This window comes from Cytobacillus sp. (assembly GCF_964223445.1).
Taxonomy (GTDB): Bacteria; Bacillota; Bacilli; order Bacillales; family Cytobacillaceae; genus Cytobacillus.
This window is the reverse complement of sequence record NZ_CAXQGS010000037.1, coordinates 1-25,210: the sequence shown is the minus strand read 5'-3', so window position 1 is coordinate 25,210 and position 25,210 is coordinate 1. Positions and strand designations below refer to the sequence as shown.

Sequence of the window (25,210 nt, the reverse complement as noted above, 5' to 3'; positions counted from 1 at the left end):
TGGTAAATAAGCAAGCACCGCAATGAATACATTATTCTACAGTAACAGTATCTTCGGCAGTTTCCTCGTTTGTATAAGGCTCTGCCCTTCTGTATCGTTGCATACCTGTTCCGGCTGGGACAAGTTTACCAATAATTACATTTTCTTTCAGGCCAAGAAGCTCATCACGCTTGCCTTTAATCGCTGCATCGGTAAGAACTCTTGTCGTCTCCTGGAAGGATGCTGCTGATAAGAATGAATCTGTTTCAAGAGATGCTTTTGTGATACCAAGCAGAACCGGACGTCCTGTTGCAGGCATTTTTCCAGCAAGAAGGGCTTTCTCATTGGCATCTGTAAATTGATGGATATCAAGCAGAGTACCTGGAAGTACATCTGTTTCTGCTGCATCAATTACACGCACTTTGCGAAGCATCTGGCGGACCATTACCTCGATGTGCTTATCGCCAATTTCAACACCCTGCATGCGGTATACCTTCTGAACTTCACGCAGCAAGTATTCTTGAACAGCTGTTACATCTTTCACCTTAATTAACTCTTTAGGGTCAATTGAACCTTCAGTTAGTTCCTGTCCACGCACTACTTCGTCGTTTACAGCTACTTTTAAGCGGGCTGTATAAGGTGCTGTATAAGTCTTGGACTCCACTTCACCCTGAACAACAATTTCATGCTGACGGTCGCGGCCTTCATTGATGCCAACTACCACACCATCAATTTCTGAAATGACTGCCTGACCTTTAGGGTTACGCGCTTCAAAAATTTCCTGAATACGAGGTAAACCTTGAGTGATATCGTCTCCTGCTACCCCACCGGTATGGAAAGTACGCATCGTTAACTGTGTACCTGGTTCACCGATAGACTGGGCAGCAATGATACCTACTGCTTCACCAACTTCCACTTCTTGACCAGTAGCTAAGTTACGGCCGTAGCATTTCTTACATACACCATGACGAGTGTTACAAGTGAATGCAGAACGGATCCACACTTCTTCAATGCCGGATGAGACAATCTCAGTGGCGATATCTTCAGTGATCAGGCCGTTTTCAGGTACAATCACTTCTTTTGTTTCAGGGTGCTTGATATTTCTTCTTGCATATCGGCCAATCAGACGCTCTTCCAGCGCTTCAATGACTTCAGTGCCATCCTTAAGGGATGCAATCAGCAATCCGCGGTCAGTTCCGCAATCATCATCACGAACAATGACATCCTGCGCAACGTCAACAAGGCGGCGAGTCAGGTAACCTGAGTCAGCCGTTTTAAGAGCTGTATCAGCAAGACCTTTACGGGCACCGTGTGTAGAAATAAAGTACTCGAGTACAGTTAAGCCTTCACGGAAACTTGATTTAATCGGTAATTCAATGATCCGTCCAGCCGGGTTGGCCATGAGTCCGCGCATACCAGCTAACTGAGTGAAGTTGGACGCGTTACCACGGGCACCGGAGTCACTCATCATGAAGATTGGGTTGGATTTATCCAATGACTTCATCAATTTTGCCTGGATATTATCTTTCGCTGCACTCCAGATTGAAATAACACGATCATAACGCTCGTCTTCGGTAATAAGACCGCGTCGGAACTGTTTCATGACATTATCAACCTTGCCCTGTGCTTCCTGGATAATTTCCTGCTTCTCCCTTAATACCACGATATCAGCAACACCGACTGTGATACCGGCTTTTGTGGAGTGCCTGAATCCAAGGTTTTTCATGCGGTCAAGCATTTTGGACGTTTCAGTGATTTTGAAGCGTTTAAAGACTTCCGCAATAATGTTTCCAAGGATTTTTTTCTTAAACGGATCTACAAGAGGCATTTCCTTGATAACAGCAGCTACATCAGTAGCAGGCTCTACAAAATATTTCGCAGGAGTTTCAATCTCAAGGTTTTCTTTTGTAGGCTCGTTAATGAACGGGAATGTCTCAGGCAGAATTTCGTTGAAAATAAGCTTACCAACCGTAGTCAATAAAAGCTTTTTATTTTGTTCTTCAGTAAATGTCTGATTATTTAAGGATCCAGCATGGACAGCTACTCTTGTATGCAAGTGCACATAGCCATTCTGATAGGCAAGCAGTGCTTCGCTTGTATCTTTAAAAATCATGCCTTCGCCAACAGCGTTCGCTCTTTCAAGGGTCAGGTAGTAGTTACCTAATACCATATCCTGTGAAGGAGTAACAACTGGCTTACCGTCTTTCGGATTCAGAATGTTCTGTGCTGCAAGCATCAGCAAGCGGGCTTCTGCCTGTGCTTCTGCTGAAAGCGGCACGTGAACAGCCATTTGGTCACCGTCAAAGTCTGCGTTGTAAGCAGTACATACAAGCGGGTGAAGACGAATAGCGCGTCCTTCAACTAATGTCGGTTCGAATGCCTGTATTCCGAGTCTGTGAAGAGTTGGGGCACGGTTAAGCAATACAGGGTGCTCTTTAATAACACTCTCAAGAACATCCCAAACTTCCGGCTGCACTCTTTCGATCTTGCGTTTTGCAGACTTGATGTTGTGAGCTAAGCCCTTTTCCACCAATTCCTTCATAACGAATGGCTTGAATAATTCCAATGCCATTTCTTTCGGAAGTCCGCACTGGTACATTTTTAAGTTTGGTCCTACGACGATAACCGAACGGCCGGAATAGTCAACACGCTTACCAAGCAAGTTTTGGCGGAAACGGCCCTGTTTCCCTTTAAGCATATGTGACAGGGATTTTAATGGACGGTTTCCTGGTCCTGTTACCGGTCTTCCGCGGCGGCCGTTATCGATTAGCGCATCTACAGCTTCCTGAAGCATGCGCTTTTCGTTTTGAACAATAATGCTTGGAGCACCAAGGTCCAATAAACGCTTTAAGCGGTTGTTGCGGTTGATTACACGGCGGTACAGATCATTTAAGTCGGAAGTGGCAAAACGTCCGCCGTCCAGCTGTACCATCGGACGAAGCTCTGGAGGAATAACCGGAAGAACATCCAGAATCATCCAAGATGGTTCATTTCCGGAGCCCCGGAAAGCTTCAAGAACTTCCAGGCGCTTGATGGCACGAGTGCGTCGCTGGCCCTGGGCAGTTTTCAGTTCCTCTTTAAGGGTATCTACTTCTTTATTGAGGTCTATGTCAGAAAGAAGTTTCTTAATGGATTCAGCACCCATGGATGCCTGGAACTTGTTTCCGTACTTTTCGCGGTATGCACGGTATTCTTTTTCAGAAAGCAGCTGCTTCTTTTCAAGAGCCGTATCGCCTGGATCCGTTACAACATAAGAAGCGAAGTAAATAACTTCCTCAAGTGCACGCGGAGACATGTCCAGCACAAGACCCATACGGCTTGGGATGCCTTTGAAGTACCAAATGTGGGATACAGGGGCTGCAAGTTCAATGTGGCCCATTCTTTCACGGCGCACTTTTGCACGTGTTACTTCAACGCCGCATCGATCACAGACAACGCCTTTGTATCGAACACGCTTATACTTTCCGCAGTGACATTCCCAGTCTTTCGTCGGTCCGAAAATGCGTTCGCAGAATAGACCGTCCTTTTCAGGTTTTAATGTACGATAGTTGATCGTTTCAGGCTTCTTAACCTCACCATGTGACCAAGAGCGTATCTTATCCGGTGAAGCAAGACCTATTTTCATATACTCGAAATTGTTTACATCTAGCAAGGGGCCTACCTCCCTTTTGATCTCCGGGTTTTACCCTTATTGCTCAAACAGCAAAAGTGCCAATAATATCCCCAGCAGCCTCCGCCATTTGGCGGAGCGCCCAGGGATTAAGGAATTTATATTAAATTATTCTTTCGTAACTGCTTGCTCTTCGTTTTGCGTTTCCGGAGCGATTGTCAATGATTCAGCCTGCTGAACATCATCTTCGTCTTCCAGATCGCGCATTTCAATTTCTTCTTCATCGCCAGAAAGGATCTTAACATCCATACCTAAACTTTGAAGTTCTTTGATTAGTACCTTGAATGACTCCGGCACGCCTGGTTCAGGAACATTCTCGCCTTTGACGATTGATTCATAAGTCTTAACACGTCCAACGACGTCATCGGACTTAACCGTTAAGATTTCCTGAAGTGTATAGGCAGCACCGTATGCTTCAAGTGCCCAAACCTCCATCTCACCGAAACGCTGTCCGCCGAACTGAGCTTTACCGCCCAATGGCTGCTGCGTAACAAGAGAATAAGGTCCTGTTGAACGGGCATGGAGCTTATCGTCAACCATGTGCGCCAGTTTGATCATATACATGACACCAACTGAGACACGGTTGTCAAACGGCTCGCCTGAACGTCCATCATAAAGAACAGTTTTTGCATCGCGCGCCATGCCTGCTTCTTCGATCGTTGCCCACACATCTTCCTCACGGGCACCATCGAATACAGGAGATGCTACGTGAATGCCCAGTGCTCTGGCAGCCATACCAAGGTGAAGCTCAAGCACCTGTCCGATGTTCATACGAGATGGAACCCCAAGAGGGTTTAACATGATGTCTACTGGAGTGCCATCCGGCAGGTAAGGCATATCTTCTTCCGGTAAAATACGGGAGATAACACCTTTGTTGCCGTGGCGTCCGGCCATCTTGTCCCCTTCAGAGATTTTACGCTTCTGAACGATATATACACGTACAAGCTGGTTTACACCTGGAGGAAGTTCATCTCCGTCTTCCCTGTTAAACACTTTAACATCCAGTACGATACCGCCTCCGCCGTGTGGAACACGAAGGGAAGTATCGCGGACTTCACGTGCTTTTTCACCAAAGATTGCGTGCAATAGCCTTTCTTCAGCCGTCAGTTCCGTTACCCCTTTAGGAGTCACTTTACCAACAAGAAGGTCGCCATCTTTTACTTCCGCACCTGTGCGGATAATTCCGCGTTCGTCCAGATTGCGCAGTGCATCTTCCCCAACGTTAGGGATATCTCTTGTGATCTCTTCAGGTCCAAGCTTTGTATCGCGTGATTCTGATTCATATTCTTCAATATGGATAGATGTATAAACATCATCTTTTACAAGGCGCTCACTCATAATGATCGCATCCTCGTAGTTATATCCATCCCATGTCATGAACGCGACAAGAACATTGCGTCCAAGCGCCAGTTCACCAAGTTCCATAGAAGGTCCGTCAGCAAGGATTTCTCCTTTTGTTACACGGTTGCCTACAGCAACGATTGGGCGCTGGTTGTAGCAAGTTCCCTGGTTGGAACGGATGAACTTAAGCATTCTGTATTTATCAAGATCGCCTTTAACTTCCTGGCCATCCACGTTTTGAATGCGGCGAACCCAAACTTCGCGCGCTTCTACATGCTCAACAATTCCCTCATGCTTACAGATGACTGCAGCACCTGAGTCTTTACCTGATACATATTCCATACCAGTACCAACTCTTGGCGCTTCCGGCTGCATCAAAGGCACAGCCTGACGCTGCATGTTCGCTCCCATTAGGGCACGGTTGGAGTCATCGTTTTCCAGGAATGGAATACATGCCGTCGCAGCAGAAACTACCTGTTTAGGCGATACATCCATGTAGTCAACACGGTCGCGTTTCACAACTGTGTTTTCCCCTTTGAAACGGGCTACTACTTCTTCGTCAAGGAATGAACCATCGTCACCAAGAAGTGCATTCGCCTGGGCCACTACATAGTTATCCTCTTCATCAGCTGTCAGATAGTCAATGCGCGATGTAACTTTCCCTGTTTCAGGGTCAATTCGGCGATATGGTGTTTCGATAAATCCGAAACGGTTTACCTTCGCAAATGAAGATAGGGAGTTAATCAAACCGATGTTTGGTCCCTCCGGCGTTTCAATCGGACACATACGCCCATAGTGAGAGTAGTGAACGTCACGTACTTCGAAGCCTGCACGTTCACGTGTCAGACCACCTGGTCCTAACGCAGAAAGACGGCGTTTATGTGTCAGCTCAGCAAGCGGATTTGTCTGGTCCATGAACTGGGACAACTGTGAGCTTCCAAAGAACTCTTTAATTGACGCAATAACAGGGCGGATATTAATCAGCTGCTGAGGTGTAATGGTATTTGTATCCTGGATGGACATTCTCTCGCGGACCACTCGCTCCATACGGGAAAGACCGATACGGAACTGGTTCTGCAATAGTTCTCCGACTGAACGAAGACGTCTGTTTCCAAGATGGTCGATATCATCTGTATCTCCTACAGAATGCAGAAGGTTAAAGAAATAACTGATTGATGCAATGATGTCAGAAGGTGAAATGTTTTTCACTGCTTCTTCAACGTAGGCATTGCCGATTACATTGATGACTTTTTCGCCATCTTCATTAGGCGCGTAAATCTTAATAGACTGAAGCAAGACTTCATCATCTACTACTCCGCCCAAAAGGCTTACGGTTTTAAAGCCGATATCCTTCTCAAGGTTAGGAATGATCCGGTCTAATGTGCGGCGGTCAAGCGTAACGCCTTTTTCCGCAATGATTTCGCCAGTTTCTGGATCCACAAGCGTTTCAGCCAGTTTTTGACCGAACAGGCGATTTTTGATATGAAGCTTCTTATTGATCTTATAGCGTCCAACATTCGCCAGGTCATAGCGCTTTGGATCAAAAAATCTTGAGACAAGCAAGCTTTTCGCATTTTCGACCGTTGGCGGTTCGCCCGGACGAAGGCGCTCATAAATTTCAAGTAGCGCTTTCTCTGTACTTTCAGTATTATCTTTTTCAAGAGTGTTGCGAATGTACTCGTTGTCTCCAATCAAATCGATGATCTCTTGATCAGAGCCGAACCCAAGTGCACGCAAAAGAACCGTAACGGGCAGTTTCCGAGTACGATCTATTCTGACGTATACGACGTCTTTGGCATCTGTTTCATACTCAAGCCATGCGCCGCGGTTCGGGATTACGGTTGCTGTAAAGCCTTTTTTCCCGTTTTTATCAAGCTTTCCACTGAAATATACGCTCGGTGAACGTACTAACTGGGATACAATGACACGCTCCGCTCCGTTAATAACGAACGTACCTGTCTCTGTCATAAGCGGGAAGTCACCCATAAAGACATCCTGGTCTTTAACTTCGCCTGTTTCTTTGTTTACAAGACGCACTTTCACACGTAAAGGTGCAGAATATGTAACATCTCGTTCTTTCGATTCCTCAACGGAATATTTTGGTTCGCCAAGGCTGTAATCAATAAATTCAAGCGACAAATTACCAGTAAAGTCTTCAATCGGAGAAATATCATGGAACATTTCTCGTAAACCCTCATCAAGAAACCATTGATAAGAAGAGGTTTGGATTTCGATTAGATTTGGTAATTCTAAAACTTCACTGATTCGTGCGTAACTTCTACGTTGGCGGTGTCGTCCATACTGAACTAGTTGACCTGTCAACTGATTCACCCCTCAAATCAAGCGTTATTGTTGCTAATAGCAATTTATATCATCTTATAAGAAAAGCTAGAGAGCGCCTGCCTATCGGCGACAAGCTTTAGACCCGAAACCGATGGCGCAAAGAGCAGCCGGCGAAGCGGCTTAGAAGCCGGGCTTTTCCCGAAAAGTGCAGGGACATTAGCCAAACCTCCATTCTTATAAGACAAAAAGAAAAAGGGTTTTCACTTCAAAAACCACATTTTCACAATACGACTATTATTTTGTTAGCATTCCCATTAAAACCAAATTTATACAACTATTAGATAAATTTAGTTATAAATAGAAATATAATATGTTGGCATTTTACAATACTATCATAGCAAAAAAGTCAAGTCAATCTTTTTTTGCTCTTAAAATAAAATAGCCTTTTTTCTTTTCTGCCGTCTCCACTTCGCCGAATAACTCTGTCAGCTTATCGATGGCAGAAGGCGCACCCTGCTTTTTCTGGATAACAACCCATAGTTCTCCTCCAGAAATCAGCGAATTAAAACTTTGTTCAAAAATATCATGAACAACCTTTTTCCCGGCACGGATTGGCGGGTTTGTCAGAATGGCAGCAAACTTATTGCCTTTTGTATTCTCAAGCCGGTCACTTTCATAGATTTGCACATTTTTAATGCCGTTCAGTTCAGCATTTTCCTTCGCAAGACCAAGCGCCCTCTCATTCACATCAATCATATGAACAGTCCGTTCAGGCATCAGCTTTGCTGCAGTCAGCCCAATGGGCCCGTATCCGCAGCCGACATCAAGAATGTTTCCTTCAGCTTCCGGCTGTTTAAAAGTCTCAATTAATAATCTTGAACCGAAATCCACTTCACCTTTTGAAAAAACACCATTATCTGTTTTAAAGCGGAATGAATACTCCTTTAGAGTATAGCTCCAGGTTTTAGGGCTGCTTTCAACTTTTTGCGTTTGGGAATAGTAGTGTTCAGACATGAAATCACCTCCAGGGAGAAATATATAAGAAGAAAATAGGAGAATCACATTTAAGTGGTTTCGAAGGAATTATATAGGATTGCCCGCTAAAAAGCAAAAAAGTTAAAGTTCTGATGTATATTTGATTTCAAAATAAAAAGCCCGCTTAAGCAGCGGGCTTTTCATAAATGATATTACTTAACTTCAACGCCAGCTCCAACTTCTTCAAGCTTAGCTTTAACTTCTTCAGCTTCTTCTTTAGAAACGCCTTCTTTAATAGCTTTTGGAGTGTTGTCAACAAGTTCTTTTGCTTCTTTAAGTCCAAGACCTGTGATTTCACGTACCACTTTGATAACTTTGATTTTTTGGTCGCCTGCAGAAGCAAGAACAACGTCAAATTCAGTTTTCTCAGCAGCAGCGTCTCCACCAGCAGCTCCGCCCATTACAGCTACAGGAGCAGCAGCAGTTACACCAAATTCTTCTTCAATTGCTTTTACTAAGTCGTTTAGTTCTAAAACAGTCATAGATTTAACTGCTTCAATGATTTGTTCTTTAGTCATGATAATGTTTCCTCCTTATTTGTGGTTTGAATCTATTAGTTTAACGCCAGAATTAACTTACGCGCCTTGTTCTTCTTTTTGATCTGCAACAGCTTTTGCAGCAAGAGCAAGATTGCGGATAGGTGCTTGAAGTACGCTGAGTAGCATAGACAGCAAGCCTTCGCGTGATGGTAGTTCAGCAAGAGCTTTGACATCTTCTACTGAAGCGACATTTCCTTCGATTACACCCGCTTTAATTTCAAGTGCTTCATGCTTTTTCGCGAAATCGTTTAGGATTTTCGCTGGAGCAACTACATCTTCTGTGCTGAACGCGATTGCGTTAGGTCCAGTTAAAGCTTCGTTTAAACCGGAAAGTTCAGCAGCTTCAGCAGCACGGCGAGTCATTGAATTCTTGTATACTTTGAATTCTACGCCAGCTTCACGAAGCTGTTTACGAAGTTCAGTAACTTCAGCAACAGTAAGACCACGGTAGTCAACAACAACTGTTGATAAACTTGATTTAAGCTTATCAGCAATTTCTTCTACGATTTGTTTCTTTTGTTCGATAATGCTGCTCATCCTTACACCTCCTGTAGAATTTCTACATTCATACCGTCCAATAAAAAACCTCCACGACTTTGCAGACATGGAGGAAGTATACAATAGCAAGAAAAAGCAATTCTATCGTAATACCTCGGCAGGAAATTAAGCTGGTAAGCACCTGCTGTCTACGGCACAAATGTTATTATATTTTAACAACAAAATACATATTACAGCATGTATTTTAGAATGTCAATTGTTATTATTTTACTGCAACAGATGAAGGATCTACTTTTACGCCAGGTCCCATAGTAGAAGTAACAGAAACGTTCTTCATGTAAGTTCCTTTAGCAGCAGCAGGCTTCACTTTCATCATTGTATCGAAAATAGTGTTGAAGTTTTCAACAAGCTTTTCGTCTTCGAAAGATACTTTACCGATTGGCACGTGGATGTTTCCAGCTTTGTCAACACGGTATTCAACTTTACCTGCTTTGATTTCGTTAACTGCTTTTTGAACGTCAAAAGTAACTGTGCCAGTCTTAGGGTTTGGCATTAAGCCTTTAGGTCCTAATACACGGCCAAGTTTACCAACTTCACCCATCATGTCAGGTGTAGCAACGATTACATCAAAATCGAACCAGCCTTGGCTGATTTTGTTGATGTATTCAGAATCACCTACGAAATCTGCTCCAGCAGCTTCTGCTTCTTTCGCCTTTTCACCCTTAGCGAAAACAAGAACGCGCTGAGTTTTACCAGTTCCGTTTGGAAGAACAACTGCTCCGCGGATTTGCTGGTCAGCTTTCTTAGGGTCAACTCCTAGACGGAATGCTACCTCAACAGTTGCATCAAATTTTGCAAAATTAGTTTTCTTCGCAAGTTCAATTGCTTCAGCAATTGGGTAAGCTTTTGAAGAATCAACAAGCTTCGCAGCCTCTGCGTACTTCTTACCTTTTTTAGCCATTTTTATTTCCTCCTTGATTGTGGTTTTAGCGGAATAACCTCCCACGATTAAAAGCGGAGGCGCCTCGGTCGAAGGCGCCTGCGCTAGACAGAACAAAGGTTGCGAGTGAAACAAAATTCAGCGTCGCAACCTCATCCCTAAATCTGCTTCATGCATGGATCAGTCTTCGATAACGATACCCATGCTGCGTGCAGTACCTTCAACCATACGCATTGCAGCTTCTACACTTGCAGCGTTTAGATCAGGCATCTTTGTTTCAGCAATCTCGCGTACCTTGTCACGCTTGACTGTTGCTACTTTATTACGGTTTGGTTCACCAGAACCAGACTCGATTCCAGCCGCTTTCTTAAGAAGAACTGCAGCAGGAGGAGTTTTCGTAATAAATGTAAATGAACGGTCTTCAAAAACCGTGATTTCAACAGGAATGATTAAGCCAGCTTGTTCAGCTGTGCGAGCGTTAAATTCCTTACAGAATCCCATGATGTTAACACCTGCTTGACCTAGTGCCGGTCCTACTGGTGGTGCAGGGTTTGCTTTACCTGCAGGGATTTGCAGCTTTACAAGTTTGATTACTTTTTTAGCCACGAGACACACCTCCTTAAAGTCCGTGATGTGGTAATAGGGAAATTTCCCTCCCACTCAACTTATAGTCTTTATATTAAGATAAAGAACTTTTAACTATTGTCCAGTCTCTTTGACCGAGACATACTGACCTTTGAAATATTATCACTTTTCAAAGGCAATTTCAAGTTTTTTTACAAAGATATATAAAAGTACTTTCACAGCAGGCTGCTTCTTACAGTTTTTCAATCTGTGAAAAATCAAGTTCAACCGGAGTATCACGGCCAAACATGTTAACAAGCACTTTAATCTTCGCCTTATCTTTATCAATATCTTCAATGGTGCCTGTGAAGTTCGCAAACGGACCTTCTTTCACCTGAACTGTTTCGCCGATCTCAAAGTTGATATCAAAGCGGGCTTCTTCAACACCCATGTGCTTAAGAATGTTCGTCACTTCTTCCGGCAAAAGCGGAGTCGGCTTTGAGCCTGAACCTGCTGAACCTACGAATCCAGTTACACCCGGAGTATTTCTTACTACATACCAGGAATCATCCGTCATCACGATTTCTACTAGTACATAACCAGGGAAGACTTTGCGCTTCACAACTTTTTTCTTGCCATTTTTCAATTCTGTTTCCTCTTCTTCCGGAACTACCACCCGGAAGATCTTATCTTGCATTCCCATCGATTCAACACGCTTCTCCAGATTGGCTTTGACTTTATTTTCATAGCCGGAGTACGTATGAACAACATACCAATTCTTTTCCATTTATGAGGACTTGTTCGTCCTTCCCTCCCTGTATTCAACAATTTATTATTTTTGACCAAATTAAAAAACCCGTTTCCGGGCTTTGCAAATGTTTCCTGTGTTATTCTCCATTATACCATGGAAACTCAGGGGTTATTCAAGAATTAAACGAATCAATTCAGAAATTCCCAGGTCAATCACTGCAAAAAACAGAGCGAAGAACGTAACTGTAGCAAGAACGGTAACAGTATAGTTTGTCAGCTCTTTGCGTTTAGGCCAGCTGACCTTTTTCATTTCCCGGCCAACTTCACGGAAAAAATTCACGATGCGCTGCATTTCGTAACCCCCAACTTTCAAGAGATATATCCTTTAACAAAAAGCGAAAGCGGCTTCAAAACCAGACCAATCTTCCTGTCTGCATAAAACGCTCTGGCTTCAGACTATTAAAAGAGCAAACTTCTTATCTATATAATCACTTTGTTTCTTTATGGATCGTATGAGCGCTGCATGCACTGCAGAACTTCTTCAGTTCCAGCCTTGCAGAATCATTTTTGCCTGCAGTGGAATAATTTCTGGAACCACATACAGAGCAAGCCAAAATTACCTTTTTAGTCATATTTCCACCTACTAAGTCACATTACGCCCTTAAAACTTTAACACGCACCCCAAAACATGTCAATAACTGCAAAAAAAGCAAGGTGTTGGGAAATTCTGTCTACAGGGAAAATTCACGCACTTCCAAATATCTTTCCAGCTTTCTCTTCACCCGCTGCAGGGCATTGTCAATCGATTTTACATGGCGGTTCAGTTCTTCGGAAATTTCCTGATAAGACTGCCCATCCAAATAAAGGGCAAGCACCTTTCGTTCAAGGTCACTCAGAAGCTCGGACATCTTCACTTCAATGTGATCAAATTCTTCCTGGTTGATAATCAGCTCTTCAGGATCCATTACCTTTGCCCCAGAGATTACATCCATAAGCGTCCTGTCCGATTCCTCATCATAAATAGGCTTGTCCAAAGATACATAAGAGTTCAGCGGAATATGCTTTTGGCGGGTCGCTGTCTTGATGGCGGTTATAATTTGCCTGGTGATGCACAGCTCGGCAAACGCTTTAAATGAGGACAGCTTGTCCTCTTTAAAATCCCGGATCGCCTTGTATAAGCCGATCATTCCCTCTTGTACAATATCTTCTTTATCTGCGCCAATCAAAAAATAGGATCTTGCTTTTGCCCGGACAAAATTGCGGTACTTATGAATCAGATAATCCAGCGCCTCACTCTCGCCCTTATGCACGAGCTCAACTATTTCTTCGTCCTCAAGCTGGATAAAGTCTATAAGATTTTCGTCGATTGTCTTGAAGTCAGCACTCACTAGGATCCCCCCGACCGTACAAGCATGGTTAGAAACATTATACAGCACGGTTTTTTCAAGCGTCAACCGCTCATTGGCCTCCTCTGCGCCATTTTTCAAAAATTTCTGCCACTTCATCACTGAGAGGTATCTTGGATACAGGCTTTTTCTGCTGAATTTTTTTTACTTTTTTTTCGATGCTGCTTTCAATTAAATTCATTTCATTGAGCAGCTCCCTTGCTGATTTTCTTAGGGCTCCCTGGCCAAATATAACCCATTGCTCTGTGAAATCGGAGGTTGCCACATGAACTTGGGTTTTAATATTGCTGAGATCGATAGCTAATTTTTCAATGCGTTCATCGGCCGTTTCATTATTTCTTGTAAAAATAACTTCAACCTTTGAATCCTTAAACTTTTTTTCCGTGCCCTTTACATAATGGGCATCAAACACGACAATCACTCTGTACCCGGAATATCCCTGGTACTCGGCCATTTTTTCAATCAGGCGGTCTCTGGCTGACGATAAATCCTTGTTTTTGAGCTCCCTGAGTTCTGGCCAAGCACCAATTATGTTGTATCCGTCAACAAGAAGGATGTCCATTTCTATCCCTCAAGCGGGTGCCGTTTCCGATAAACCTCATACATGAGCAGCGCAGCAGCAACTGATGCGTTAAGGGAAGTAACGTGTCCAGCCATTGGCAGGTTAATGAGGAAATCACATTTATCGCGAATCAGGCGGCCCATCCCTTTACCTTCGCTTCCAATTACAAGGCCTAAAGGCATCGTTCCATCCATCTGACGGAAATCTTGTTTCCCTTTTGCATCTGTACCGGCGATCCAGACGCCTCTTTCTTTTAATTCATCAATCGTTCTGGCCATATTGGTAACACGGACAACCGGGATATACTCGATCGCTCCTGTTGATGCTTTGGCTACTGTTGCCGTCAGCCCGACGGCTCTTCTCTTCGGAATAATGATCCCGTGTGCCCCGACTGCATCGGCCGTTCTCATGATGGACCCAAGATTATGCGGATCTTCTATTTCATCCAGCAGCAAGAAGAAAGCTGCTTCGTTTTTCTTTTCTGCGGCAGCAAACAAATCATCGATTTCTGCATATTGATAAGCAGCAACCTGTGCGATGACGCCCTGATGATTCCCCTCTGCCATCCCATCTATTTTTTTCTTGGGAACGAACTGGACCAGTACCCCGGCTGACTTCGCCAAACCGATTACCTGCTGCATCTGCCCGCTCTGCGAACCTTCTGCAATAAAAATCTTATTAATATCCCTCTCTGACTTTAATGCTTCAATAACGGGATTTTTACCGATGATAAAATCCTGGCTCATTTTGCCGCTCCTCCTTTCCTTTTCTCAACTAAATGTATGGATTCCAGAATCAGTTCTTCCATCCGCTCCTGTCTTTTTGACAAAAACAGATAGCCGATGAGAGATTCAAAAGCTGTGCTGTATCTGTATGTTTGGACATCTGTATTTTTCGGCACCGAACCGGACTTTGCGTTTCGTCCCCTGCGGACTACGGCCAGTTCTTCCTCCGTCAGCCGTTCAGAGTCAATTAATTCATGAATGATTAAGGACTGGGCTTTTGCAGAAACATACCGGGTTGCCTCCTTATGGAGAAAATGAGGCCGTACCCGTCCATTTTGAAGAAGATGGTGGCGTATGTAGGTTTCAAATACCGCATCCCCCATATACGCCAAGGCAAGACTATTCAATTGTTTTTCATCTACTGTGTTTTCATAGTGAAGCATTGCCTAGCCTCTTTTCCATCTGATTCCCTGCGGTGTATCTTCAAGGATAATATTCATTTCTTTCAGCTGATCGCGGATTTTGTCTGCCAGTTCGAAATTTCGCTCTTTTCTGGCCAGCTGCCTCTGCTCAATCAGCTGTTCGATTTCTTCATCCAGAAGGTCAGCATTTGTTTCTTCAAGAGAAAGGCCCAATACATCAAACAGCGTTTCGAATTCTTTCGTGAAAGCATCAATCACTTCAACTGATGTGTTTTTCTCCATCAGATAATAATTCGCAAGCTTAGACAGTTCGAACAGTATAGATACGGCATTGGCTGTATTGAAATCATCATCCATATCATGTATGAACTGTTTATGAAGACCTGAAATTTTATCCAGCCACTCCTGATTATTATCAGTCAGGTTCACACTTGCTTCTTTGCGGTGCTGCAAATTGTGATAAGACGTTTTAATGCGCTCCAGCCCTGTACGGGTATTTTCCAGAAGCTCATCACTGTAGTTGATTGGATGTCTGTAATGTACGGACAGCATGAAAAATCTTAGTACCTGCGGGTCATGCTTTTGGATAATGTCATGAACCAGAACGAAGTTCCCCAGTGATTTAGACATTTTTTCGTTATCGATATTAATATAGCCATTGTGCATCCAATAGCGGGCAAAGGTTTCTCCTGTCAATGCTTCCGACTGGGCGATCTCATTTTCATGATGCGGGAAAGCCAGATCCTGTCCGCCGGCATGGATATCAATCGTGTCCCCCAGATATTTCTTTGCCATAGCCGAGCATTCAATATGCCATCCCGGCCTTCCTTGCCCCCAAGGGCTCTCCCACGCGATCTCCCCTTCCTTCGCTGCTTTCCAAAGAACAAAGTCAAGAGAATCCTGTTTCTTTTCCCCGACGGCAATACGGGCACCGACCCGAAGCTCATCAATGGACTGATGGGACAGTTTTCCATACTCATCGAACTTACGGGTATGGTAATAGACATCCCCTTCTGATTCATACGCGAAGCCTTTATCAATCAATGTCTGGATAAACTCAATAATAATATCGATGCTTTCTGTCACCCTCGGGTGGACATCAGCCCTTCTGCAGCCCAGTGCAGATACGTCTTCGAAGTAGGCATTAATGAATCGTTCCGCGATACTTGGAACGTCTGTTCCCAGTTCATTGGCCACGCGGATCAGCTTATCATCCACATCAGTAAAGTTTGAGACATACTGAACATCGAAGCCGCGGAATTCAAGATATCTGCGTACTGTATCAAATACAATCGGCGGGCGCGCATTCCCTATATGGATATAGTTATAAACGGTGGGACCGCACACATACATTTTCACTTTTCCCTCTTCTATGGGAATAAAATCTTCTTTTTGACGGGTAAGTGTATTATAGATTTGAATGGCCATGAACCTGGCTCCTTTCTTTCCTCAACGTTTCGACTTCGCCTTTTAATTCCTGCAGCTCCTTCTCCAGTTCCTTAAACCGGTCTGCAATTGGATCGGGAAGATCACAATGATTTAAATCCTTGCTAATTTTCACACCATCCCGGACTTTCACTCTTCCTGGAATGCCGACTACTGTTGAATTGGGCGGAACCTCATGAAGGACAACTGAGCCGGCACCTATCTTAGAATTCTCCCCAATTGTAATGGATCCCAAAACCTTCGCACCGGTCGCAATCAGCGCATTGTCCTTAATAGTAGGATGCCGCTTGCCTTTTTCCTTCCCGGTTCCCCCCAGTGTCACACCCTGGAAAACAGTTACGTTATCGCCGATTTCACAAGTTTCCCCGATGACAACCCCCATGCCATGGTCGATGAAAAAGCGCCTGCCGATCTTTGCTCCCGGGTGAATTTCAATTCCTGTGAAAAAGCGGCTGATCTGGGAAACAACTCTTGCAAGAAAATAAAACTTCCGCTTAAAAAGCGCGTGGGCCACGCGGTGCGACCAGACAGCATGCAATCCTGAGTACGTTAAAACTACTTCCAAATAACTTCTTGCTGCCGGATCCTGTTCAAATACCACTTCGATATCTTCCTTCATTCTTGCAAACATAGTTCATTTCCCCTCCCGACATAGGTATCAATCTCTATTTTTATTTTTCTAAACCTTTTCCCCTATAACATTTCTCTGCCCATAAAAGCAGGTTTTAAATATAAAAAAGCGCCTCTGCCCAATCGGACAGAGACGCTTTATGCGCGGTTCCACTCTGTTTAGGCTTCAGAAGCCTCAACTTTACTTGTTAACGGATAAGTTCCGCTCAAATCTACTAGGAAGCAGGGGGCATCCGTTCAAATTGAGGCTCTGAGGCGCACTTCAGAAAAAGGAGAGGCTTAAACCACTTTCAGCCGGTGATGGTTCTCTCTAAAAAAGCATCTTTTTTCTTACTTTTCCTCTTCAACACTTTTCGATATAGAATAATTTACTTAATACTATATTACATTTTCTCCAAGATGTTAACCAATAATGCTCATTAATCGAGTTTTTACTTTTTCTTTTCCTAAAAGCTCGATTGCCTGCGGCAGATCCGGCCCATGGGTTTGGCCAGTAGTAGCTGAACGGATTGGCATGAACAGTTTCTTGCCCTTGTGGCCTGTTGACTTTTGCACAGCCTTCATGGCCGCTTTAATTCCATCCGCTTTGAACTCTGCCATATTGTCAATTTCCTGCAGGAACGCAGACAGCACTTCAGGAACTTGCTCTTCAGCCAGAACTTCATTCGCTTCTTCATCAACTGTCATTTCTTCTGTAAAGAACAGCTCTGAAAGCTCAGCAATTTGAGCGCCAAAGCTCATTTTTTCCTGGTAAAGAGTAATCAGGCTTCTAACCCAATCTTCATTTTCCTGCTGCCAGTTTTCACTGATCTTCCCTGCCTTTACCAGATGAGGGGCTGAAATGGCCACCAGACGGTCCTGATCAAGCTTTTTCATGTACTGATTATTCATCCATTCAAGCTTCTGCTTATCGAAAAGGGCAGGGGATTTTGATAATCTGCTTTCATCAAAGATATCAATGAATTCTTCTTTGGAGAAGATTTCTTCCTCGCCTGCAGGAGACCAGCCAAGCAAAGCAATAAAGTTAAAGAGCGCTTCCGGCAGGTAGCCGAGCTCTTCATACTGTTCAATGAACTGGATAATTGTTTCGTCCCGCTTGCTCAGTTTTTTGCGGCTTTCATTGACAATCAGCGTCATATGGCCAAACGTCGGAATGTCCCAGCCTAATGCTTCGTATATCATCTGCTGTTTGGGCGTATTGGAGATATGGTCATCCCCGCGCAGGACATGAGATATTTTCATAAGGTGGTCATCTACTGCTACAGCAAAGTTATAAGTAGGAGTGCCATCCTTTTTGACAATGACAAAATCACCAAAGCCATCAGACTCGAATGACACTTCGCCTTTTACCATGTCATTGAATGTCAATTCCCTGCCTTTTGGCACTAGAAAGCGGATGCTGGGCTTTCTGCCTTCTGCTTCCAGTGCAGCTCTTTCATCCTCTGTCAGATGACGGCATTTCCCTGAGTAAGCAGGAGTGTCGCCTTTTGAAGATTGAGCTTCACGCTCAGCTTCCAGCTCCTCTTCCGTACAATAGCATTTATAGGCATGCCCTTTGTCGAGCAATTCCTTGTAGTATGTTTCATAGATATGATTTCTTTCAGATTGGCGGTATGGGCCATATTCGCCTTCCTGGTCGATGCTTTCGTCCCAATCCATGCCAAGCCATTTTAAATAGTGAAGCTGGCTTTCTTCACCGCCTTCAATATTCCGCTTCTTATCTGTATCCTCAATGCGGATGATGAATTTTCCGCCTTTGCTTCTTGCAAACAAATAGTTGAAAAGCGCCGTTCTTGCATTTCCGATATGCAAATGTCCAGTCGGACTCGGAGCATAACGGACGCGGATTTCATTTGACATACTAACTGCCTCCTTAAAAATCTAAATCTGTTGAGTTTTTCGTCTCACCAGTAGACTGCATAAGCTATATTTTATCACTCAGATTTTTCTTCTGAAAGGTAATTTTACTGGTTCTCTTTCTTTTTCAGCAAAACAGCGGCCTGGGAAGCGATTCCCTCTCCCCGTCCTGTAAATCCAAGTTTTTCTGTAGTTGTTGCTTTCACATTGATATTTTCTTTTTCGGTTTCAAGAAGCTCTGCAATCCGCTCCTGCATTTTTCCGATATGAGGAGCCATTTTCGGCTTCTGGGCAATGATGGTGCAGTCTGCATTGACCAGCTCATATCCTTTTTCTTTTACGATTCCCCACACATGCGCAAGCAGCTTCGCAGAATCGGCATCCTTGAATTCAGGATCGGTATCAGGAAAATGCCGCCCAATGTCTCCTTCCCCAATTGCCCCAAGGCAGGCATCGGCCACTGTATGCAGCAGGACATCTGCATCCGAATGCCCCAGCAGCCCTTTCTCATATGGTATTTCAATACCCCCGATAATCAGCGGGCGTCCTTCTGCAAACTGATGAACATCAAAACCTTGTCCAATCCGAAACATGATACAATCTCCTTTACATATGGCTTCTTTTCTTTATAATTGCTTCCGCAAAATAAATATCTTCTGGCGTAGTCAGCTTAATATTATCGTAACTTCCCTCTACAATCACCACTTCATTGCCTAACCGCTCCACGAGGCTGGCATCATCTGTTCCTAAAAAACCGTCTTCCTCGGCCTTGCGGTGTGCATCAAGCAGAGAAGAGAGACGAAAGGCCTGCGGTGTTTGAACAGCCCACAGACAGGAGCGTTCAAGTGTTTCTGTAATCAAATTTCCGTCGGCTTTTTTTACGGTATCCTTCAGCGGCACTGCCAGAACAGCCGCTCCTTTTTCCCGGGCTGCTTTCACTAGCGGCACCAGTAACTCCCGGGTAATAAAAGGGCGGGCAGCGTCATGAACCAGCACCACATCCTCACCTGAAGCTGCTTTGGCCGCATTATAGACGCTATGCTGCCTTTCCTTCCCGCCTTCTACCATAGCAGTCACTTTCGTAATATGATACTTTTTTAACAGAACCTGCATTTCTTCCTCATCCTGAGGATTAATCGCCAAAAAAATGCCTGTGCACTCCGGGTCACTTTCAAAAACTCTTAACGTATGTATAAACACAGGGACATTCCCGATTTCCAGGAGAAGCTTATTCTTTCCCGCTCCCATTCTTTTCCCCTGCCCGGCTGCAGGGAGAATCACTTGATAATTCATATAATGGCTCCTATCTCCTAAGAAAAGCGCAAGCGCCTTGTCCACCCCCGACAAGCACAAGACGAGACTTTTGAAAAGTCGACCTTTGCTTTTTTGGGAGGATCGGCTTGTGACCTCGAGGGGGCAGGCGCTGGAGCTAGACAATTCTCGAAGTTCAATGTTATTTCTTACCTTCCTAAAAAAGCAGGAAAAAGGCAGGGAAAACAATCTCCCTGCACGCTCTGTCCTACTTTCTATCATACATTATAAGGCTTTTTCCAAAAGCTTGGGTTTTGCAAAAATCATTCTTCCGGCTGAAGTCTGCAGTACACTTGTGACAAGAACATCAATATGTTTGCCAATATAATTTCTGCCTTCTTCCACAACGATCATCGTTCCGTCATCCAGATAAGCAATCCCCTGATTCTGTTCCTTGCCGTCCTTAATAACCTGTACCTTCATTTCTTCTCCTGGAAGCACAACGGGTTTGACGGCGTTGGCCAGGTCATTAATATTGAGGACTGCTACTTTTTGCAGTTCACAAACCTTGTTTAAGTTAAAATCATTGGTCACAACGACACCATTCGTTAGCTTAGCCAGCTTCACTAGCTTGCTGTCCACCTCTTGGATTTCTTCAAAATCGCCTTCATAGATTTCTACATTAATGGAAAGTTCTTTTTGAATCCGATTTAAAATATCCAATCCTCTTCTGCCGCGGTTGCGCTTTAATACATCTGATGAATCAGCAATATGCTGCAGTTCTTCCAGTACAAACTGCGGAATGACAATCGTGCCTTCCAAAAAGCCTGTCTGGCAAATATCAGCAATGCGGCCATCGATGATAACGCTTGTATCAAGGATCTTAAGTGATTTTTTAGGTGCAGCTTCAGGCTCAATCTCTTCTTCACTGCTCTTCTTCTTCTTGCTTGAAAATAGACTTAAAAGTTCATCCCGCTTTTTAAAGCCAACCTGAAACCCAAGATAGCCAAACAGCAGCGTCAGCACAATCGGAGCTACGGTATTCAGAATCGGGACCTCAATCGCATTTAGGGCATATCCGATTAAAAAAGCAATGACTAATCCAAAAACCAGGCCGACACTTCCAAAAATAATATCTGTTATAGGTACTTTTACCAGTGATTCTTCTGCCCATCTCACGAAATTGACGACATGATCAACCGCCCAAAAAGTTAAAAGATAAAAAATAATAGCACCTAAAATGGCGGACACATATGGATTATTTAAAAGAGGAATGTCATCTAAACTGATTAATTTTAATAAGTCAGGAATCAAAAATATACCCAGCGTTACTCCGATAATAAGGAAGCATGCCTGTACAATACGTTTTAACATTCCTTCACCTCCTTTTAATCATTATAAACAAATTCACAAAATTGAAACCTTGAATCTGGGAGATTTTCAATTTTATCCTTAAAATTATTTCACGATAGTAAAACAACGCACTTAAATCTGCTTAAATTTTTACTTTTACACACTTTAAGGGTAGCACCATTGGCAATAAACTGTCAAATAATTAACTTACCATTTTAGCATAACCAATTACATAGTTCAATGGTCTCTTTATAGCTGACGGTCCGCAAAAACCTGCTCTTTTATGAGCTTAAGTCCCTCTTTTATTTTTCTGGCCCTTACTTCCCCGATTCCTTCTACTTCATCGAGCTCCTCTACTGTGGCTGTGATGATATTTGGAAATTCTTCAAACCGATTAATCAGATTATCGATAATAATTGGTGGGAGTCGGGGAACTTTATTCAGCATGCGGTAGCCGCGCGGGCATTTGAATTCTTCCGTATGAATATACCCGTTGTAGCCAAGAAGCTTGAGAATGACAGAGTCTTCGAGCATTTCTCCTTTTGAAAGCTCCTGAAGCTTAATAAGTGCATCCCTGGAGTCGATGTCCCTTGATTGAGCATAGTCTTTTATAATCCATTCTGCTTCCCGTTCAAGCTCCATCAGCAGTTCGTTCATCTGAAGCCGAATCAGCCTTCCCTCTGTGCCCAGTTCGCTTAAATAGGTGAGGAGCTCGTTTTTAATGCGCAGAACCATTTCGATATTATGAAAAACATGAAGGATATCGCTGTATGTAACAAGCTCTTCAAATTCCAGGATGCTCAGGTTGCCGATACTCTGTTCAAGAACGACCTTATATTTTTCAAGCGTCTGCACGGCAACATTCGCCTTGGTTAAAATGACGCCAATATCACGCAGAGCATAACGGGAATGTCCTTTATAAAGGGTAATGACATTGCGCCTCTGGGAAATGGCAATCACTAATGCGCCTGTTTGCCGGGCAACCCGTTCTGCCGTCCGGTGCCGCATACCCGTTTCGGTAGAAGGCACACCCGGATCAGGAGCCAGCTGGGCGTTAGCTATTAGAATCTTATTTCCTTCTTCATTTAAGATAATGGCTCCATCCATCTTGGCAAGCTCATACAAATAGCTAGGCGAGAACGGGCAATTAATTTGGAATCCTCCATCAACAAGGTTACTAAGCTTTTCTTTTGATCCCAAAACAATCAGCCCGCCTGTATTGGCGCGAAGAACATTATCAATCCCTTCCCTGATAGGCGTACCAGGAGCCATGAACCGAAGGATTTCACTCATCGTTTTTTCGCTCATTTTTTTAGTCTCCATCTTTATCCCCCTAACGCAGCCTTTAATGCTTCACCGACGGAGCTTACTCCGATTAGTTCAATTCCTCCCGGTGCGCTCCAGCCGCCAAGATTGTTCGCCGGCAGGATAACCCGCTCAAAGCCCAGCTTGGCTGCCTCCTGCACTCTTTGTTCTATTCTTGATACTCTCCTGACCTCACCTGTGAGGCCTACTTCACCGATAATGCAGTCTGTTGCCATTGTTGGCTTATCCCGAAAGCTTGACGCAATGCTCACAGCAATGGCCAAATCAATTGCCGGTTCATCAAGCTTCACTCCGCCAGCGACCTTTAGGTAGGCATCCTGATTTTGCAGGAGCATCCCGACTCGTTTTTCCAATACCGCCATCAGGAGCGGAACCCGGTTATGATCAATTCCTGTCGCCATTCGCCTTGGGTTTCCAAAGCTTGTCGGGGAAATCAGCGCCTGAATTTCAACCAGAACTGGCCTTGTTCCTTCCATGGATGCCACGACGGTTGAACCTGCAGCTCCCTGTGATCGCTCTTCCAGGAAAATTTCTGACGGGTTTGCCACTTCCTCAAGCCCAAGTTCCTTCATTTCAAAAATGCCCATTTCGTTTGTTGATCCGAACCTGTTTTTAACCGCACGCAAAATCCTGTATGTATGATGGCGTTCACCTTCAAAGTACAAAACGGTATCTACCATATGCTCGAGAAGTCTTGGACCCGCAATGGAACCTTCCTTTGTAACATGCCCTACGATAAAAATGGCAATTCCCTTCGTTTTGCCGATGCGCATTAGCTCAGCAGTACATTCCCGAACCTGAGAAACGCTGCCCGGCGCCGATGTCACTTCCGGATGAAAGATCGTCTGAATTGAGTCAATAATGACAAAGTCAGGATTCACTGAATCAATCGTTCTGCTGATTTCATCAAGGCTGGTTTCCGAATAAACGAGCAGGCTGTCAGAAGAAACACCTAAACGGTCAGCCCTCAGCTTCGTCTGGCGCATGGATTCTTCCCCTGATATATAGAGAACAGAATGCTTCCTGTTCGCCAGCTGTGATGACACTTGAAGAAGAAGCGTTGATTTCCCTATGCCCGGATCTCCTCCAATAAGAACAAGGGAGCCTCTTACAATTCCGCCACCAAGGACACGGTTTAATTCTTTTAAATCGGTATGTATGCGGGGTTCGCTGACTGTTTCAATGGATGTAATCGGTGTTGCTTTCGCCGCTATGGCCGATCCCTGTGAATGAGCAAAAGCACCTCTTCTCGTTGAAGCAGGCTTCTCCACCTCTTCCACCATTGTATTCCATTGTCCGCACCCCGGACATTTTCCCATCCATTTAGGTGACTCATAGCCGCATTCCTGACACATGAATTTCGTTTTTCTTTTAGCCATACTTCTTCCCCTCTCTGTACATTCATTCCAGCCGCATTAAAGGAAATCTTAATATTACCGGCCTTGCGTGAAAGAACCAGCGATGACAGAAGTACGGTTAACTTCCTATTCCCTTTTTTAACGGGTCTTAAAATGTTTTTGTCCAGTTATCTTTTTCTATCTTAAAATTAACATAAATCGGCAGAATAAACCTCTTTAAAGGCTGCCAGCATGATATGTCTGAAAGAGTGCAAAAAGGTACACGTATAACAGGGACGTGTACCTTTTTGCTGTGTAAAATCTTTTGATGCTATTAAAGCGGGAAAGCCATCGAGCAGAATTAAGTCTGAACGTAACGTCCTGCAGGATTAATCAAACAATCAGCGGGAATTAAGTCCCCACTGATTGAAGTCATCTTATTTCTGAAGATTTGGCGTCCCGCTTGGTTCAGCCGTTTTCACTACAAACTCTCCATCTTTCACATCGATTACCACGCTTTGCCCGGTTAGAACCGTTCCTTTTAACAGTTCTTCGGATAAGCGATCTTCAATATGCTTTTGAATCGCCCTGCGGAGCGGACGTGCTCCGTATTCTGGATCATAGCCTTCTACCGAGATTTTTTCTTTGGCTGCATCCGTCAATTCCAGTGTTATATCCTGTTCCTTCAATCGTTTCGTTAAGGTGTCAGACATAAGTGTAACGATTTCCTGAAGATGCTTTTTCTCCAATGCATGGAAAACGATGATTTCATCGATACGGTTCAGGAATTCCGGACGGAAGGACTTCTTCATTTCTTCCATTACTTTTCCTTTCATATCTTTGTAATCCTGTTCACCATCCTGGATGTTAAAGCCAACGTATTTGTTCCGCTTAAGTGCTTCTGCACCTACATTGGATGTCATAATCAGAACGGTATTGCGGAAATCGACGGTTCTGCCCTTAGAATCTGTTAATCTTCCGTCTTCCAATACCTGTAAAAGAATGTTGAATACATCAGGATGAGCCTTTTCAATTTCATCCAGAAGCACAACAGAATATGGTTTTCTGCGGACCTTTTCGGTTAACTGTCCGCCTTCTTCATATCCTACATAACCCGGAGGCGAACCTACCAGACGGGATGTAGAGTGCTTCTCCATGTATTCTGACATATCGATGCGGATCATCGCATCCTCGTCACCGAACATCGCTTCAGCTAATGCACGGGCTAACTCTGTTTTACCTACCCCTGTCGGCCCAAGGAATACAAACGAGCCAGATCGGAAGAGCGTCGTGTAG

At 44.1% G+C, this 25,210-nt stretch carries 23 protein-coding genes and 2 other annotated features; all 23 genes read right to left on the bottom strand.

Annotation, left to right across the window (positions count from 1 at the left end; translation table 11 throughout):
* Window positions 1–31: 31 nt before the first annotated feature.
* Window positions 32–3,631 carry a DNA-directed RNA polymerase subunit beta' gene (rpoC, locus tag ACEQ1T_RS05010; protein ID WP_206845695.1) on the bottom strand — a complete coding sequence of 1,200 codons (3,600 nt, stop codon included), beginning with the start codon at window positions 3,629–3,631 and terminating at the stop codon, window positions 32–34.
* Window positions 3,632–3,757: 126 nt separating this feature from the next.
* Window positions 3,758–7,312, bottom strand: a complete 3,555-nt coding sequence (gene rpoB / locus ACEQ1T_RS05005; protein WP_206845696.1) for a DNA-directed RNA polymerase subunit beta — start codon at window positions 7,310–7,312, stop codon at window positions 3,758–3,760.
* 372 nt (window positions 7,313–7,684) lie between these two features.
* Complete coding sequence (locus ACEQ1T_RS05000; protein ID WP_370221946.1) at window positions 7,685–8,287, bottom strand: class I SAM-dependent methyltransferase; 603 nt, start codon at window positions 8,285–8,287, stop codon at window positions 7,685–7,687.
* Window positions 8,288–8,460: 173 nt separating this feature from the next.
* Window positions 8,461–8,826 (bottom strand): 50S ribosomal protein L7/L12, encoded by a 366-nt coding sequence (rplL, locus tag ACEQ1T_RS04995; protein ID WP_370221945.1) that lies wholly within the window; start codon window positions 8,824–8,826, stop codon window positions 8,461–8,463.
* Window positions 8,827–8,883: 57 nt separating this feature from the next.
* Complete coding sequence (gene rplJ, locus ACEQ1T_RS04990) at window positions 8,884–9,384, bottom strand: 50S ribosomal protein L10 (protein WP_206845699.1); 501 nt, start codon at window positions 9,382–9,384, stop codon at window positions 8,884–8,886.
* A 33-nt stretch (window positions 9,385–9,417) separates the two neighbouring features.
* Window positions 9,418–9,557 (bottom strand) — a sequence feature (ribosomal protein L10 leader region).
* 50 nt (window positions 9,558–9,607) lie between these two features.
* Window positions 9,608–10,351, bottom strand: a complete 744-nt coding sequence (rplA, locus tag ACEQ1T_RS04985) for a 50S ribosomal protein L1 (protein ID WP_319805559.1) — start codon at window positions 10,349–10,351, stop codon at window positions 9,608–9,610.
* A 114-nt stretch (window positions 10,352–10,465) separates the two neighbouring features.
* Window positions 10,466–10,891, bottom strand: a complete 426-nt coding sequence (gene rplK / locus ACEQ1T_RS04980; protein WP_009336545.1) for a 50S ribosomal protein L11 — start codon at window positions 10,889–10,891, stop codon at window positions 10,466–10,468.
* 211 nt (window positions 10,892–11,102) lie between these two features.
* Window positions 11,103–11,636, bottom strand: a complete 534-nt coding sequence (gene nusG, locus ACEQ1T_RS04975) for a transcription termination/antitermination protein NusG (RefSeq protein WP_009336543.1) — start codon at window positions 11,634–11,636, stop codon at window positions 11,103–11,105.
* A 132-nt stretch (window positions 11,637–11,768) separates the two neighbouring features.
* Window positions 11,769–11,951 carry a preprotein translocase subunit SecE gene (gene secE, locus ACEQ1T_RS04970; protein ID WP_009336541.1) on the bottom strand — a complete coding sequence of 61 codons (183 nt, stop codon included), beginning with the start codon at window positions 11,949–11,951 and terminating at the stop codon, window positions 11,769–11,771.
* A gap of 136 nt (window positions 11,952–12,087) precedes the next feature.
* Window positions 12,088–12,231 carry a 50S ribosomal protein L33 gene (gene rpmG, locus ACEQ1T_RS04965; RefSeq protein ID WP_206845700.1) on the bottom strand — a complete coding sequence of 48 codons (144 nt, stop codon included), beginning with the start codon at window positions 12,229–12,231 and terminating at the stop codon, window positions 12,088–12,090.
* Between the two features lie 99 nt (window positions 12,232–12,330).
* Complete coding sequence (sigH, locus tag ACEQ1T_RS04960; protein WP_009336536.1) at window positions 12,331–12,987, bottom strand: RNA polymerase sporulation sigma factor SigH; 657 nt, start codon at window positions 12,985–12,987, stop codon at window positions 12,331–12,333.
* A 70-nt stretch (window positions 12,988–13,057) separates the two neighbouring features.
* On the bottom strand, window positions 13,058–13,567 hold the full coding sequence (locus ACEQ1T_RS04955) for an NYN domain-containing protein (RefSeq protein WP_206845701.1): 510 nt from the start codon (window positions 13,565–13,567) through the stop codon (window positions 13,058–13,060).
* Between the two features lie 2 nt (window positions 13,568–13,569).
* The gene (gene rlmB / locus ACEQ1T_RS04950) at window positions 13,570–14,313 is read right to left on the bottom strand and encodes a 23S rRNA (guanosine(2251)-2'-O)-methyltransferase RlmB (RefSeq protein ID WP_009336532.1); all 744 of its coding nucleotides are present in this window, start codon (window positions 14,311–14,313) and stop codon (window positions 13,570–13,572) included.
* Window positions 14,310–14,735: a Mini-ribonuclease 3 gene (locus tag ACEQ1T_RS04945; RefSeq protein WP_206845702.1), complete on the bottom strand. Its 426-nt coding sequence runs from the start codon at window positions 14,733–14,735 to the stop codon at window positions 14,310–14,312. Before ACEQ1T_RS04945 ends, rlmB begins: the two co-directional genes overlap by 4 nt.
* Window positions 14,736–14,738: 3 nt before the next feature.
* Window positions 14,739–16,142, bottom strand: coding sequence for a cysteine--tRNA ligase (gene cysS / locus ACEQ1T_RS04940; protein WP_370221943.1), 1,404 nt, complete (start codon window positions 16,140–16,142; stop codon window positions 14,739–14,741).
* Window positions 16,123–16,791 (bottom strand): serine O-acetyltransferase, encoded by a 669-nt coding sequence (cysE, locus tag ACEQ1T_RS04935; RefSeq protein WP_370221941.1) that lies wholly within the window; start codon window positions 16,789–16,791, stop codon window positions 16,123–16,125. The genes cysS and cysE overlap by 20 nt, the downstream gene beginning before the upstream one ends.
* 125 nt (window positions 16,792–16,916) lie before the next feature.
* Window positions 16,917–17,146: a binding site (T-box leader), on the bottom strand.
* A gap of 46 nt (window positions 17,147–17,192) precedes the next feature.
* Window positions 17,193–18,650 (bottom strand): glutamate--tRNA ligase, encoded by a 1,458-nt coding sequence (gltX, locus tag ACEQ1T_RS04930; RefSeq protein WP_206845706.1) that lies wholly within the window; start codon window positions 18,648–18,650, stop codon window positions 17,193–17,195.
* Window positions 18,651–18,754: 104 nt separating this feature from the next.
* Entirely contained in the window at window positions 18,755–19,240 is a 486-nt protein-coding gene (ispF, locus tag ACEQ1T_RS04925; protein WP_370221940.1) for a 2-C-methyl-D-erythritol 2,4-cyclodiphosphate synthase, read from the bottom strand.
* A 13-nt stretch (window positions 19,241–19,253) separates the two neighbouring features.
* Window positions 19,254–19,940, bottom strand: coding sequence for a 2-C-methyl-D-erythritol 4-phosphate cytidylyltransferase (gene ispD / locus ACEQ1T_RS04920; protein ID WP_206845708.1), 687 nt, complete (start codon window positions 19,938–19,940; stop codon window positions 19,254–19,256).
* A 243-nt stretch (window positions 19,941–20,183) separates the two neighbouring features.
* Window positions 20,184–21,272, bottom strand: a complete 1,089-nt coding sequence (locus ACEQ1T_RS04915) for a PIN/TRAM domain-containing protein (RefSeq protein ID WP_206845709.1) — start codon at window positions 21,270–21,272, stop codon at window positions 20,184–20,186.
* 228 nt (window positions 21,273–21,500) lie between these two features.
* Complete coding sequence (gene disA, locus ACEQ1T_RS04910) at window positions 21,501–22,574, bottom strand: DNA integrity scanning diadenylate cyclase DisA (RefSeq protein WP_370221938.1); 1,074 nt, start codon at window positions 22,572–22,574, stop codon at window positions 21,501–21,503.
* Between the two features lie 2 nt (window positions 22,575–22,576).
* Window positions 22,577–23,956, bottom strand: coding sequence for a DNA repair protein RadA (radA, locus tag ACEQ1T_RS04905; protein ID WP_370221937.1), 1,380 nt, complete (start codon window positions 23,954–23,956; stop codon window positions 22,577–22,579).
* Window positions 23,957–24,351: 395 nt separating this feature from the next.
* Window positions 24,352–25,210: AAA family ATPase (locus ACEQ1T_RS04900; RefSeq protein WP_372530238.1), on the bottom strand; the 859-nt coding region annotated here is incomplete at its 5' end.

Excerpts from the sequence above, each read along its gene's own strand:
- ACEQ1T_RS05000 (WP_370221946.1), bottom strand. The coding sequence starts at position 8,287 with ATGTCTGAACACTACTATTCCCAAACGCAAAAAGTTGAAAGCAGCCCT.
- rplL (WP_370221945.1), bottom strand. The coding sequence starts at position 8,826 with ATGACTAAAGAACAAATCATTGAAGCAGTTAAATCTATGACTGTTTTA.
- rplJ (WP_206845699.1), bottom strand. The coding sequence starts at position 9,384 with ATGAGCAGCATTATCGAACAAAAGAAACAAATCGTAGAAGAAATTGCT.
- nusG (WP_009336543.1), bottom strand. The coding sequence starts at position 11,636 with ATGGAAAAGAATTGGTATGTTGTTCATACGTACTCCGGCTATGAAAAT.
- secE (WP_009336541.1), bottom strand. The coding sequence starts at position 11,951 with ATGCAGCGCATCGTGAATTTTTTCCGTGAAGTTGGCCGGGAAATGAAA.
- rpmG (WP_206845700.1), bottom strand. The coding sequence starts at position 12,231 with ATGACTAAAAAGGTAATTTTGGCTTGCTCTGTATGTGGTTCCAGAAAT.
- ACEQ1T_RS04955 (WP_206845701.1), bottom strand. The coding sequence starts at position 13,567 with ATGGACATCCTTCTTGTTGACGGATACAACATAATTGGTGCTTGGCCA.
- rlmB (WP_009336532.1), bottom strand. The coding sequence starts at position 14,313 with ATGAGCCAGGATTTTATCATCGGTAAAAATCCCGTTATTGAAGCATTA.
- ACEQ1T_RS04945 (WP_206845702.1), bottom strand. The coding sequence starts at position 14,735 with ATGCTTCACTATGAAAACACAGTAGATGAAAAACAATTGAATAGTCTT.
- cysS (WP_370221943.1), bottom strand. The coding sequence starts at position 16,142 with ATGGCCATTCAAATCTATAATACACTTACCCGTCAAAAAGAAGATTTT.
- cysE (WP_370221941.1), bottom strand. The coding sequence starts at position 16,791 with ATGTTTGCAAGAATGAAGGAAGATATCGAAGTGGTATTTGAACAGGAT.
- gltX (WP_206845706.1), bottom strand. The coding sequence starts at position 18,650 with ATGTCAAATGAAATCCGCGTCCGTTATGCTCCGAGTCCGACTGGACAT.
- ispF (WP_370221940.1), bottom strand. The coding sequence starts at position 19,240 with ATGTTTCGGATTGGACAAGGTTTTGATGTTCATCAGTTTGCAGAAGGA.
- ispD (WP_206845708.1), bottom strand. The coding sequence starts at position 19,940 with ATGAATTATCAAGTGATTCTCCCTGCAGCCGGGCAGGGGAAAAGAATG.
- ACEQ1T_RS04915 (WP_206845709.1), bottom strand. The coding sequence starts at position 21,272 with ATGTTAAAACGTATTGTACAGGCATGCTTCCTTATTATCGGAGTAACG.
- disA (WP_370221938.1), bottom strand. The coding sequence starts at position 22,574 with ATGGAGACTAAAAAAATGAGCGAAAAAACGATGAGTGAAATCCTTCGG.
- radA (WP_370221937.1), bottom strand. The coding sequence starts at position 23,956 with ATGGCTAAAAGAAAAACGAAATTCATGTGTCAGGAATGCGGCTATGAG.